Genomic DNA, 11,531 nt, shown 5'->3' on the forward strand with positions numbered 1-11,531 from the left:
CGATGAACACCGCCTTCCGCAAACCACTCCCTGGCACCCGGCTCGATTACTTCGACGCGCGCGCTGCCGTTGACGCGATCAAGCCCGGAGCCTGGGCCAAGTTGCCGTACACCGCGCGCGTGCATGCCGAGAACCTGGTGCGCAAGGGCGAGCCAGAGAAGGTCAATGCCTATCTGGGGCAGTTGATCGAGCGCAAGCGCGATCTCGATTTCCCCTGGTTCCCGGTCCGTGTCGTCTGTCACGACATCCTCGGTCAGACCGCGCTGGTGGATCTCGCGGGCCTGCGCGATGCCATCGCCGACATGGGCGGTGATCCGGCCAAGGTGAATCCGGTGGTGCCGGTGCAGTTGATCGTCGATCACTCGCTGGCGGTGGAAGCGCCGGGCTTCGACAAGGACGCCTTCGCCAAGAACCGCGCCATCGAGGACCGTCGCAACGAGGACCGCTTCCACTTCATCAACTGGACCAAGCTCGCGTTCAAGAACGTCGATGTGATCCCGGCCGGCAACGGCATCATGCACCAGATCAATCTGGAGCGGATGTCGCCGGTGATCTACACGCAGGATGGCGTCGCGTTTCCGGATACCTGCGTCGGCACCGACTCGCACACGCCGCACGTCGATGCGCTCGGCGTGATCGCCATCGGTGTCGGCGGCCTGGAAGCCGAGAACGTGATGCTCGGCCGCGCCTCCTGGATGCGTCTGCCGGACATCGTCGGCGTCGAGCTGACCGGCAAGCCGCAGCCCAATATCACCGCGACCGACGTGGTGCTGGCGCTGACCGAGTTTCTGCGAAAGGAGAAGGTGGTCGGCGCCTATCTCGAATTCTTCGGCGAGGGCGCCTCGGCGCTCACCATCGGCGACCGCGCGACGATCTCCAACATGTGCCCGGAGTACGGCGCCACGGCGGCGCTGTTCTACATCGACCAGCAGACGCTCGACTACCTGACGCTGACCGGCCGCGAGTCGGCCCAGGTCCAGTTGGTCGAGACCTACGCCAAGGCGACCGGCCTGTGGGCGGACGCGCTGAAGACCGCCGAGTACGAGCGCGTGCTGAAGTTCGATCTGAGCACCGTGGTGCGCAATCTCGCCGGCCCCTCCAACCCGCACAAGCGTCTGCCGGTGAGCGCCTTGGAAGAGCGTGGCATCGCCAGCGCCGACAAGCTCGAAGCCGCGCGCGCCGAAGAAGCGCAGGGTCTGATTCCGGATGGTGGCGTCATCATCGCCGCGATCACCAGTTGCACCAACACCTCGAACCCCCGCAACGTCATCGCCGCCGGCCTTCTGGCGCGCAATGCGGTGCGCAAGGGCCTGGCGCGCAAGCCCTGGGTGAAGACCTCGCTGGCGCCCGGCTCAAAGGCCGTCGAGCTGTACCTCAAGGAAGCCGGCCTGCTCGCGGACCTGGAGCAACTCGGCTTCGGCATCGTCGCCTTCGCCTGCACCACCTGCAATGGCATGTCCGGCGCGCTTGATCCGAAGATCCAGCAGGAGATCATCGACCGCGACCTGTACGCCACCGCCGTGCTCTCCGGCAACCGCAACTTCGATGGCCGCATCCACCCCTACGCCAAGCAGGCCTTCCTGGCCAGCCCGCCGCTGGTGGTGGCCTACGCCATCGCCGGCACGGTGCGCTTCGACATCGAGAAGGACGTGCTGGGCACCGATCAGGACGGCAAGGAAGTCCGCCTGAAGGATCTCTGGCCGAGCGACGCCGAGATCGACGCGATGATCGCCAAAAGCGTCAAGCCGGAGCAGTTCCGCGCCGTCTACGAGCCGATGTTCAATTTCAAGATCGTCGAGGACAACAAGACCAAGCCGCTGTACGACTGGCGCCCGATGTCCACCTACATCCGCCGCCCGCCGTACTGGGAAGGCGCGCTGGCCGGTGAGCGCACGCTCAAGAATCTGCGGCCGCTGGCCGTGCTGCCGGACAACATCACCACCGACCACCTCTCGCCCTCCAACGCGATCCTGATGGACAGCGCCGCCGGCGAGTACCTGCACAAGATGGGCCTGCCGGAGGAGGACTTCAATTCCTACGCCACCCACCGTGGTGACCACCTCACTGCGCAGCGCGCCACCTTCGCCAATCCGCAGTTGGTCAACGAGATGGTGGTGGTGGACGGCAAGGTGAAGAAGGGCTCGCTGGCGCGCGTGGAGCCGGACGGCAAGGTCATGCGCATGTGGGAGGCCATCGAGACCTACATGGAGCGCAAGCAGCCGCTGATCATCGTCGCCGGCGCGGACTACGGTCAGGGCAGCTCGCGTGACTGGGCGGCGAAGGGCGTGCGCCTTGCCGGTGTCGAGGTGATCGCCGCCGAAGGCTTCGAGCGCATCCACCGTACCAATCTCATCGGCATGGGCGTGCTGCCGCTGGAGTTCAAGCCGGGGACCACCCGCCTGACCCTGGGGATCGACGGCACCGAGACCTACGAGGTGGCCGGCAAGCTGGCGCCGCGCGCGACGCTGACGCTGGTCGTGCACCGCAGGAACGGCGAGAAGCTCGAAGTGCCGATGACCTGCCGTCTGGATTCCGACGAGGAAGTCTCCATCTACCAGGCTGGTGGCGTGTTGCAGCGGTTTGCGCAGGACTTCCTGGCGTCGAACAAGGCGGCCTGAACGGATTCGGGCCGGGGATGTCGATTCCAGGCCTGCTCGTTCGACGGCTAGGTGGGAGGGCGGGTTTCGCGCTCTCCGACCATCCGTCACTTCCGGAGTATTGAGCCATGCCAGGAACCGTCCAGTTGCACCGTGTCTTGAAGGCCCCGCCGGCGCGGATTTATCGCGCCTTTGTCGAACCGGCCGCGCTCTGCAAATGGTTGCCGCCGCACGGCTTCGTCGGCCGCATCGAGGACATGGATGCGAGGGTGGGGGGCGGCTATCGCATGTCGTTCACCAATCTGGGCACCGGCTCCAGCCATGCGTTCAGCGTTCGCTACACCGAGCTCAAGCCCGGTGAATTGATCCGCCACACGGATCGCTTCGATGACCCCAATCTGCCGGGCGAGATGCTGGTGACGGTGCGTCTGCGCGCCGTGGCCTGCGGCACCGAGCTGAGCATCACGCAGGAAGGCATTCCCGACGCGATCCCCACCGAGTTCTGTTACCTGGGCTGGCAGGAATCCCTGCAACTGCTGACCCAACTCGTCGAGCCGGAGATTCCGGACGGCGCATAACCCACGTCGAGGCCCCGATGTCGCACCTCCCCCAGATCAAGGTTCCCGCCACCTACATGCGCGGCGGCACGTCGAAAGGCGTGTTCTTCAAGCTCACCGACCTGCCCGAGCGCTGCCAGACGCCGGGCGAGGCGCGCGACCGGTTCCTGCTACGGGTGATCGGTTCGCCCGACCCCTACGGCGCGCAGATCGACGGCATGGGGGGCGCGACCTCTTCGACCTCGAAGACCGTGATCCTGTCCAAGAGCAGCAAGCCGGACCACGACGTCGACTATCGCTTCGGTCAGGTGTCCATCGACAAGGCCTTCGTGGACTGGTCCGGCAACTGCGGCAATCTCACCGCCGCCGTCGGCTCCTTCGCGATCAGCAACGGGCTGGTCGATGCCGCGCGCATCCCGCGAAACGGGGTCTGCGTCGTGCGCATCTGGCAGACCCAGATCAGCAAGACCATCATCGCCCATGTGCCGATCCGCGATGGCGCCGTGCAGGAAACCGGTGACTTCGAACTGGACGGCGTGACCTTCCCGGCCGCCGAGGTACAGATCGAGTTCCTCGACCCCGCCGATGAGGGCGATGGCGACGGCGGCGGTTCGATGTTCCCCACCGGCAATCTGGTCGATGACCTCGAAGTGCCAGGCATCGGTACGCTCAAGGCGACGATGATCAACGCCGGCATCCCCACCGTGTTCATCAACGCTGTCGAGATCGGCTACAGCGGCACCGAGCTGCGTGAGGCGATCAACACCGATCCGGAGGCGCTCAGGAAGTTCGAGACCATTCGCGCCCACGGAGCGCTGCGCATGGGTTTGATCAAGGACCTCAGCGAAGCCGCCAAGCGCCAGCACACGCCGAAAGTGGCCTTCGTGGCGCCGCCGGCCGACTACCTCTCGTCCAGTGGCAAGCCGGTCAAGGCCGGCGATATCGACCTCAACGTGCGGGCGCTGTCGATGGGCAAGCTGCACCACGCGATGATGGGCACCGCCGCCGTCGCCATCGGCACTGCGGCGGCGATCCCCGGCACCCTGGTCAATCTGGCTGCCGGCGGTGGCGCCCGCGAGGCGGTGCGCTTCGGGCATCCTTCCGGCACCTTGCGCGTGGGCGCGGCAGCCGAGCAGGTCAATGGCGAGTGGAAAGTGAAGAAGGCGATCATGTCGCGTTCGGCGAGAGTGTTGATGGAAGGCTGGGTGCGGGTGCCCGGCGACGCCTTCTGAACGCTGCTTGGTGGCGAACAGCCCGGCCCTCGCGCCGGGCTTTTTCTTGCCGCGCCGGCGAGGTGACAGGGCGGGGCGGGAAGTCCGATAATGAGAATGAATGACAATTGCAAAAGACAGCTCTGCTTTCGCCAATGGCCGTAGCCTGCTGACGCTGCCGCGCCAGCAGGAAGCGCGGGTGCTATCGGTCGCCGACCACCGCCCGGGCGATGTGATCGCCCGTCGACTGCGCGAACTGGGCTTCGTGCCCGGCGAACTGGTGCGGGTCGTGGCGCAAGGGCCGCTGGGTGGTGATCCGCTGCTGGTGCAGGTTGGATTCACCCGCTTCGCGCTGCGCCGTGCCGAGGCCGAGCGGGTGCAGGTGGAGACCTTGCCATGAGCGCCGCCACGCTGCGTATCGCCCTGGTCGGCAATCCCAACTGCGGCAAGACAGCCCTGTTCAACCGCCTGACCGGCAGCCGCCAGAAGGTCGCCAATTACGCCGGCGTCACCGTCGAGCGCAAGGAAGGCCGCTTCGCCGACGGCAATGGCCGGGTGGTGCAGGTCCTCGACCTGCCCGGCACCTACAGCCTGGCCGCGACCAGCCCGGACGAGGCGATCACCCGCGATGTCTGCCTCGGCCGCATGGCCGGCGAGCCCAGGCCGGACCTGCTGGTCTGCGTGGTGGATGCCACCAATCTGCGCCTGCACCTGCGTTTCGTGCTGGAGGTGCAGCGGCTCGGCCTGCCGATGCTGCTGGCGCTCAATTGCACCGACCTCGCCGAGAAGCGTGGCATCCGCATCGACCGCGACCGTTTGCAGGCCGGCCTCGGGATTCCGGTGGTCGAGACCGTCGCCGTGCGCAGTGGTGGGACCCAAGCCCTGGTACAGCGTCTGGGTCAGGCGCTGCCGCCACCGCCGAAGCCGCTGCCCGAGGGCACCGACCTGCACGCCGCAGTCAATCACCTGCTCGCCGACGCGGTGCGGATGCCGCGTCGCACCGCCGAGATCGACGACCGCATTGATCGCGTGCTGCTGCACCCGGTCTGGGGCCTGGCGATCCTCGCGGCGGTGATGTTCCTGATGTTCCAGGCGGTGTTCAGTTGGGCCGAGCCGCTGATGGGGGGCATCGAGGCCCTGGTCGGCTGGGCCGGGCAGGGGGTCAGTGCGCTGCTGCCGGAGGGCGTGCTGAAGAGCCTGCTGGTGGACGGCATCCTCGCCGGCATCGGCGGCGTGGTGGTGTTCCTGCCGCAGATCCTGATCCTGTTCCTGTTCATCCTGGCGCTGGAAGAGAGCGGCTACCTGCCGCGTGCCGCCTTCCTGCTGGACCGCTTCATGGTCGGCGCCGGCCTCACCGGCCGCTCCTTCATTCCGCTGCTGTCCAGCTTTGCCTGCGCGGTGCCAGGCATCATGGCTACCCGCAGCATCCAGGACCCCCGCGAGCGACTGGCGACCATCCTGGTGGCGCCGCTGATGACTTGCTCGGCGCGGCTGCCGATCTATGCCTTGCTGATCGCGGCGTTCATTCCCGCGCAGACGGTCTGGGGGGTGTTCAATCTTCAGGGGCTGGTGCTATTCGCGCTCTATGCCGCCGGTATCGCCTCGGCGCTGGCGGTGGCCACGGTGATGAAGTGGTGGCGGCGCAGCAAGCTGGAGCATTCGCTACTGCTGGAGCTGCCCTCGTACCGGCTGCCCAATGCTCGCGACCTCGCGCTTGGCCTCTGGGAGCGGGCGGTGATCTTCCTGAAGCGTGTCGGCGGCATCATCCTGGCCCTGACCGTCATCCTCTGGGCGCTGTCGAGCTTCCCGGCGCCGCCGGAAGGCGCCACCGCTCCCGCGATCGACTACAGCTTCGCCGGCCAGCTGGGCCACGCCCTGCAATGGTTGTTCGCGCCGATTGGCTTCAACTGGCAGATCTGCATCGCCCTCATTCCCGGTCTGGCTGCCCGCGAAGTCGCGGTCAGTGCGCTAGCGACGGTCTACGCGCTGTCCGCCACCGACGATGCCGCTGCCGAGCTGCTCACCCCGATCCTGTCCGCGCAATGGAGCCTGCCGACCGCCTTGTCGCTGCTGGCCTGGTATGTGTTCGCGCCGCAGTGCATTTCGACGCTGGCGGCCATCCGTCGGGAAACCCTGTCCTGGCGCACCGTTGCGATTGCCGCCGGTTATCTGTTCGCGCTGGCCTACCTGGCGTCCTTCCTGACCTATCGGCTGGCTCTGGCCTTCGCATGAACGCCTATCACGTGCTGGAAGTGCTGATCGTGCTGGCAATCCTGGCCTGGAGCGGACGGGTGGTCTGGCGCAAGCTTGGTCCGCAACTGCGCACCGCCCTGCGCGGCCGAGGCACCGACAAGGCCGGCTGCGAGGGCTGCAACAACTGCGCGCCAGACCCGGAGAAGAAGGGTCGCTGAGGCGCGGTGCCGCGCGGCCAGACCGCCCGGTGCTTGTGCGATGATCGGGTCATGAAGCGGTTTTCCGCCGTCGTGCTGGCCCTCAGTCTGCTGCTCTGCCCCAGCGTACAGGGCTCCGACCTGGCGCTGGGGATCGCGGCGGTGGAGAGTCCCGCCTGGCGGGCCACCGGCCTGCGGCTGGTGGTGCAGCCGGGCTCGCAGCTGCGGCTGGACATCGACCGCATCGCCATCGCCGGTCGTCCCGCCATACGCAATCTGCGTCTGCATTGCCCAGCCCTGGTTGCCGGACCGACGACACGTTGCGACAAGGCCAGTTTCGCGGTCTGGGTGCCGGGCTGGGGATCTCTCCAGGGCCAGCTCAGCGCCCGCTACCAGAGCGCAGAGCACTGGCAGGCGGAGCTGCGCGTGCCTCATCGCGGCCTGCATCTGCAGCTCAGTCAGTCGGGATCCGCACTGCGGGCGTGGCTGGATTTGCCAGGGCAGTCGGCGGCCGAGTTGCAGAAGCTGGCTGCAGCCTTCCAGCTGGTGATTCCCGGCGAGCTGTCGGGCAAGGTCGATCTGCATCTGGATGCCGAGCTGGCGGAGCCGCTACGGATTGCGACCACCCTAGTCGTTCACGAACTCAACTATGAGGAACCCAGCGGGCGCTATGCCAGCGAAAAGCTATCTGCCGAAGCGCAGCTGCGCTTCGACGCTGGTGACCGCCGCTGGCAGCTGGCCTTGCAGACGCGCGGTGGGCAGGCCTATCTGGAGCCGCTGTTCTTCGACTTTTCCGCGCTGCCGCTGCAAGCCGATGCGCGTCTGCGCCAGCGCGATCAGGCCTGGCTTGTCGAACAGTTGCGGCTGGTTCCGGGCAGCGCCGGCAGCATCGAGCTGAGCGGCAGCCTCGGCCCGGATTTCAAGCCGCTGCAACTGGAGGCGCGCCTGCACGCGCAGGATCTGGTACCGCTGGTGGCCACCTATCTGCAGCCCCTGCTGATCGGCACTATCGGCGACGGCCTGACCGCCAGCGGTCGCGGCGACGCCAGCCTCTCGATACGCGACGGTGCTCCGGCCGAGCTGCGGGCGCAGCTTGAGGGAGTGAGCTTCACGGCGGAAAAGCTCGGGCTTGCGCTGGAGCAGATCTCGGGCGACCTCGCCTGGTCGGCCACCGAGGCGGTGGCCTCCACGCTGCACTGGGCGGGAGGGGCGGTGCAAAAACTGCCGCTGGCGGCTTCGGTGATCCGCTTCCGCGCCCAGGGCAAGAGCTTTGAACTGCTGGCGCCCTGGCGGCAGCCCTTGCTCGAAGGGGCGCTGCGGGTCGAGACCCTGGCGCTGCGTGAGCTGGGCAGCGCCCGCTTCGGCGCCGACTTCAAGGCCGCTATCGAGCCGATCAATCTGGCCGCCTTGTGCAAGGCGCTGGGTTGGCCGGAGTTTGGCGGCAGGCTGGGCGGTCAGTTGCCCGGTCTGTCGGTGCGTGACGAGGTCTGGACCGTCGACGGCGCACTGGAAGCGCAGGCGTTCGATGGCCGGCTGCGCCTCGACAATCTGCGCGCCATCCAGCCGTTCGGCGTGCTGCCGCGAGTGACGGCCGATGTGGAGCTGCGCGACATTGATCTCGAGCGGCTCACCGGCGCGTTCTCCTTCGGCCGCATCACCGGGCGCCTGGACGGCGAGGTCAAGGGGCTGCGCCTGCTGAACTGGAGCCCGGTGGCCTTCGACGCACGGCTGTACTCCACGCCCGGAGACCGGTCCCGGCGCCGCATCTCGCAGCGCGCCATCGACAATATCTCTTCCATCGGCGGCGGCCCAACCGGCCTGCTCTCGCGCGGTGCGCTCAGCCTGTTCGAGGACTTTGCCTACGCCCAGCTCGGAATCAGTTGCGTGCTGCGCGACGGTGTCTGCCAGATGGATGGCATCGCCCCGGCGAAATCGAAAGACGGTCAGCAGGCCTACTATCTGGTCCAGGGCCGCTGGCTGCCGAGGATCGACGTGGTGGGCTACTCGCAGCGGGTGTCCTGGAACCAGGTCATCGAGCAGCTCAAGGCGCTGCAGGCTTCCAGCGGGCCGCAGCTGAAGTGAGGTTCAGTCTGGGTATCGCCACCAGACCTATACTGCGGCGGTGATTCCTCGGAGAGCTGCCATGTCCCGCACTGCGCCCGTCTCATTCCTCAGCCTTGCGTTCCTGCTGAGCGCCTGCGTCACCATCAACGTCTACTTTCCCGCTGCCGCTGCCGAGAAAGCGGCTGATCGCATCATCGAGGACGTCTGGAAGCAGCCCGGCGCCAAGCCGGCCGGGGCGGCAACGCCGATGCCGCAGTCCAGTCTGGGCGCCCGTGCCGCGCTGGCCCTGCTCGATTTCCTGGTGCCGCCGGCGCAGGCGCAGCAGCCCAACATCGAGATCAGCTCGCCCGAGGTGCAGCGGGTGAAGGCGGCACTGGAAGCGCGCTATGCCAGCCTGAAGTCGCATCTGGATTCCGGCGCAGTGGGCCTCACCGGTGACGGATATGTCGCCCTGCGTGATCCCAGCGCGGTACCTCTGGCGCAACGCAATGTCGTGAAGGCGCTGCTCGCCGACGAAAACAGCGACCGCAAGGCGCTCTACCACGAGATCGCTGTCGCCAACGGCCAGCCGCAGTGGGAGGGGCAGATTCAGAGCGTGTTCGCCCAGCGCTGGGTCGCCAAGGCCGCCACGGGCTGGTGGTATCAGGACGCTGGCGGCTGGAAGCAGAAGTAGCGTCGCGACCAGGCATTGGCGCTGGCACCCGGCCGGCGCCAGCCGTGCTGGTGCCGCGACCGCCTAGTGGGGACCGCGTTGCACGAGCGAAGCCTCGCCGGAACTAACGACGTCGGATTCTGTTCGGATTAGCGGGAAAAATTGGTCGGGGCGACAGGATTCGAACCTGCGACCTCTTGCTCCCGAAGCAAGCGCTCTACCAAGCTGAGCTACGCCCCGTGCCTCAATGTTTGCGGCCGACGGCGAAATCCGCCAGCTGCAACAGCGCTGTTTTGTAGGGGGACTCGGGAAGACCGCCGACAGACGCTTTGGCTGAAGCGGCATGCCGTTCAGCGAGGGCGCGAGTGTACGGGATCGCCCCTGTCGATTCAATGGCTTTGCGCACCTCGGCGAGGGTGGCGTCGAGGTCGGCGATCTCGCCGCTGCGCAGCACCTGCCGCAGACGGGAGACGGTCTCGGCATCGCCGTGCTTCAGTACCTGGATCAGCGGCAGCGTCGGTTTGCCTTCGATCAGGTCGTTACCCACCGCCTTGCCGCTTTCCTTCGGATCGCCCTCGAAATCGAGCACGTCGTCGGCCAGTTGGTAGGCGATACCCAGTTGCAAGCCGTATTCGGCCAGCGCGGACTGTGTTGCCGTATCGGCCCCGGCTGCGATGGCGCCGAGTTGGCAGGTGGCGCGGAACAGGACTGCGGTCTTCAGTTCGATGACCCGGAAGTAGCGCGCCTCGTCGACATCGGGGTCGCGGGCATTCAGCAATTGCAACACCTCGCCTTCGGCGATGGCGTTGGTGGTGTCGGCCATCACGCGCATCACTGCCAGTTCGCCGACGTCGACCATCATCTGAAAGGCGCGCGAGTACAGGAAGTCGCCGGACAGGACCGCCGCCGAGTTGCTCCATTGGGCGTTGGCGGTGACCCGGCCGCGGCGCAGGTCGGTGTGATCGACCACGTCGTCGTGCAGCAGGGTGGCGGTGTGGATGAACTCGATCACCGCTGCCAGGGTGCGTGCCCGGTCGTTAACACCGCCGGCTGCTCCGGCGGCCAGCAGGGTGGTGGTGGGCCGCAGCCGTTTGCCCCCCGCCTGGATAATGTGACCGCCGATGTCGTTGATCAAGGCGACTTGCGAGGCGAGCTTTTGGCGGATGACCTCATTGACGCGTAGCAGGTCGTCCGAGACCGGGTGCAGCAGGGTTTTCAGGTCCATTCTGGGCAGGCTCAGCGGTCTGGCAAACGGCGCGGATGCTAGGTGGGCGGAACGAGGTGCGTCAATCTGAAAATTGCTTGACCGGGCGGGGACTTGTCACTAGAATCCGCCCTCTTTCAAAACGGCCGTCCCTGCGGGGCTGGCCAGTGCTCGGAGTATCCACGATGTATGCCGTGATCAAGACCGGTGGCAAACAGTACAAAGTTGCCCCTGGCGAACAGCTGAAGGTTGAGAGTCTGGTTGCCGACGTCGGCAGCGTCTTTTCCTTCGACCAGGTGCTGCTCGTGGCCAATGGCGAAGCCATCAAGGTCGGCGCTCCGACCGTGGCTGGCGCCACCGTGAAGGCGGAGATCGTCGCCCACGGTCGCGGTGACAAGATCCGCATCATCAAGCACCGCCGCCGCAAGCACTATCACAAGGAACAGGGTCATCGCCAGAACTACACGGCGGTGAAGATCACCGAGATCGTCGGCGCCTAAGGCCGCCTCTCCCCGAACAAGCATCAGGAGTATTCGTCATGGCACATAAGAAGGCAGGCGGTTCTACCCGCAACGGTCGTGATTCCGAGTCCAAGCGTCTCGGCGTGAAGAAGTTTGGTGGCGAAGCGGTCATCGCCGGCAACATCATCATCCGCCAGCGCGGCACGCAGTTTAAGCCGGGCGTCAACGTCGGCATCGGCAAGGATCACACGATCTTCGCCCTCACCGATGGCAAGGTCCAGTTCAAGGCGCGCGGCGCCAAGGGCAAGACCCACGTCGATATCGTGGCGGCCTAAGGCTTCGCTCTGCGCTGAAAAAGCCCCGTTCGACGGGGCTTTTTCATGCCCGCAGTCGCG

At 66.5% G+C, this 11,531-nt stretch carries 11 protein-coding genes and 1 tRNA gene; 10 read left to right on the forward strand and 2 right to left on the reverse strand.

The annotated features are described in order from the left end of the window. Positions 1-2: 2 nt before the first annotated feature. The 8 genes from acnD to ED208_RS09860 all read left to right on the forward strand — a co-directional run bounded on the left by acnD (position 3) and on the right by ED208_RS09860 (position 9,492). On the forward strand, positions 3-2,618 hold the full coding sequence (gene acnD, locus ED208_RS09825; protein WP_123211728.1) for a Fe/S-dependent 2-methylisocitrate dehydratase AcnD: 2,616 nt from the start codon (positions 3-5) through the stop codon (positions 2,616-2,618). A gap of 107 nt (positions 2,619-2,725) precedes the next feature. Continuing rightward, positions 2,726-3,175 (forward strand): SRPBCC family protein, encoded by a 450-nt coding sequence (locus ED208_RS09830; protein ID WP_123211729.1) that lies wholly within the window; start codon positions 2,726-2,728, stop codon positions 3,173-3,175. 17 nt (positions 3,176-3,192) lie between these two features. Next, positions 3,193-4,386, forward strand: coding sequence for a 2-methylaconitate cis-trans isomerase PrpF (gene prpF, locus ED208_RS09835; protein WP_123211730.1), 1,194 nt, complete (start codon positions 3,193-3,195; stop codon positions 4,384-4,386). 100 nt (positions 4,387-4,486) lie between these two features. Next, entirely contained in the window at positions 4,487-4,765 is a 279-nt protein-coding gene (locus tag ED208_RS09840) for a FeoA family protein (RefSeq protein ID WP_123211731.1), read from the forward strand. Further along, entirely contained in the window at positions 4,762-6,597 is a 1,836-nt protein-coding gene (gene feoB / locus ED208_RS09845) for a ferrous iron transporter B (RefSeq protein ID WP_123211732.1), read from the forward strand. Before ED208_RS09840 ends, feoB begins: the two co-directional genes overlap by 4 nt. After that, positions 6,594-6,776, forward strand: a complete 183-nt coding sequence (locus ED208_RS09850; RefSeq protein WP_123211733.1) for a hypothetical protein — start codon at positions 6,594-6,596, stop codon at positions 6,774-6,776. The genes feoB and ED208_RS09850 overlap by 4 nt, the downstream gene beginning before the upstream one ends. A 51-nt stretch (positions 6,777-6,827) precedes the next feature. Then, positions 6,828-8,837 carry a translocation/assembly module TamB domain-containing protein gene (locus tag ED208_RS09855; RefSeq protein ID WP_123211734.1) on the forward strand — a complete coding sequence of 670 codons (2,010 nt, stop codon included), beginning with the start codon at positions 6,828-6,830 and terminating at the stop codon, positions 8,835-8,837. Positions 8,838-8,898: 61 nt separating this feature from the next. Continuing rightward, a complete protein-coding gene (locus tag ED208_RS09860; protein ID WP_123211735.1) occupies positions 8,899-9,492 on the forward strand; it encodes a YdbL family probable chaperone protein in 594 nt (197 codons plus the stop codon). A gap of 142 nt (positions 9,493-9,634) precedes the next feature. Here the strand turns inward: ED208_RS09860 and ED208_RS09865 are convergent. Together ED208_RS09865 and ED208_RS09870 are read right to left on the reverse strand one after the other, a co-directional pair. Next, positions 9,635-9,711, reverse strand: a tRNA-Pro gene (locus ED208_RS09865). A 4-nt stretch (positions 9,712-9,715) separates the two neighbouring features. Continuing rightward, positions 9,716-10,696, reverse strand: coding sequence for a polyprenyl synthetase family protein (locus ED208_RS09870; RefSeq protein WP_123211736.1), 981 nt, complete (start codon positions 10,694-10,696; stop codon positions 9,716-9,718). A 164-nt stretch (positions 10,697-10,860) separates the two neighbouring features. Here ED208_RS09870 and rplU point away from each other — a divergent pair, with 164 nt between their 5' ends. Together rplU and rpmA are read left to right on the forward strand one after the other, a co-directional pair. Then, positions 10,861-11,175 carry a 50S ribosomal protein L21 gene (gene rplU / locus ED208_RS09875; protein ID WP_123211737.1) on the forward strand — a complete coding sequence of 105 codons (315 nt, stop codon included), beginning with the start codon at positions 10,861-10,863 and terminating at the stop codon, positions 11,173-11,175. A 38-nt stretch (positions 11,176-11,213) separates the two neighbouring features. Next, positions 11,214-11,471 (forward strand): 50S ribosomal protein L27, encoded by a 258-nt coding sequence (rpmA, locus tag ED208_RS09880; RefSeq protein ID WP_123211738.1) that lies wholly within the window; start codon positions 11,214-11,216, stop codon positions 11,469-11,471. The last annotated feature ends 60 nt before the right edge of the window (positions 11,472-11,531 follow it).

The sequence above is a fragment of the Stagnimonas aquatica genome (genome assembly GCF_003730135.1).
Classification (GTDB): Bacteria; Pseudomonadota; Gammaproteobacteria; order Nevskiales; family Nevskiaceae; genus Stagnimonas; species Stagnimonas aquatica.

Excerpts from the sequence above, each read along its gene's own strand:
- ED208_RS09850 (WP_123211733.1), top strand. The coding sequence starts at position 6,594 with ATGAACGCCTATCACGTGCTGGAAGTGCTGATCGTGCTGGCAATCCTG.
- ED208_RS09860 (WP_123211735.1), top strand. The coding sequence starts at position 8,899 with ATGTCCCGCACTGCGCCCGTCTCATTCCTCAGCCTTGCGTTCCTGCTG.
- ED208_RS09830 (WP_123211729.1), top strand. The coding sequence starts at position 2,726 with ATGCCAGGAACCGTCCAGTTGCACCGTGTCTTGAAGGCCCCGCCGGCG.
- acnD (WP_123211728.1), top strand. The coding sequence starts at position 3 with ATGAACACCGCCTTCCGCAAACCACTCCCTGGCACCCGGCTCGATTAC.
- prpF (WP_123211730.1), top strand. The coding sequence starts at position 3,193 with ATGTCGCACCTCCCCCAGATCAAGGTTCCCGCCACCTACATGCGCGGC.
- ED208_RS09870 (WP_123211736.1), bottom strand. The coding sequence starts at position 10,696 with ATGGACCTGAAAACCCTGCTGCACCCGGTCTCGGACGACCTGCTACGC.
- rpmA (WP_123211738.1), top strand. The coding sequence starts at position 11,214 with ATGGCACATAAGAAGGCAGGCGGTTCTACCCGCAACGGTCGTGATTCC.
- rplU (WP_123211737.1), top strand. The coding sequence starts at position 10,861 with ATGTATGCCGTGATCAAGACCGGTGGCAAACAGTACAAAGTTGCCCCT.
- feoB (WP_123211732.1), top strand. The coding sequence starts at position 4,762 with ATGAGCGCCGCCACGCTGCGTATCGCCCTGGTCGGCAATCCCAACTGC.
- ED208_RS09855 (WP_123211734.1), top strand. The coding sequence starts at position 6,828 with ATGAAGCGGTTTTCCGCCGTCGTGCTGGCCCTCAGTCTGCTGCTCTGC.
- ED208_RS09840 (WP_123211731.1), top strand. The coding sequence starts at position 4,487 with ATGACAATTGCAAAAGACAGCTCTGCTTTCGCCAATGGCCGTAGCCTG.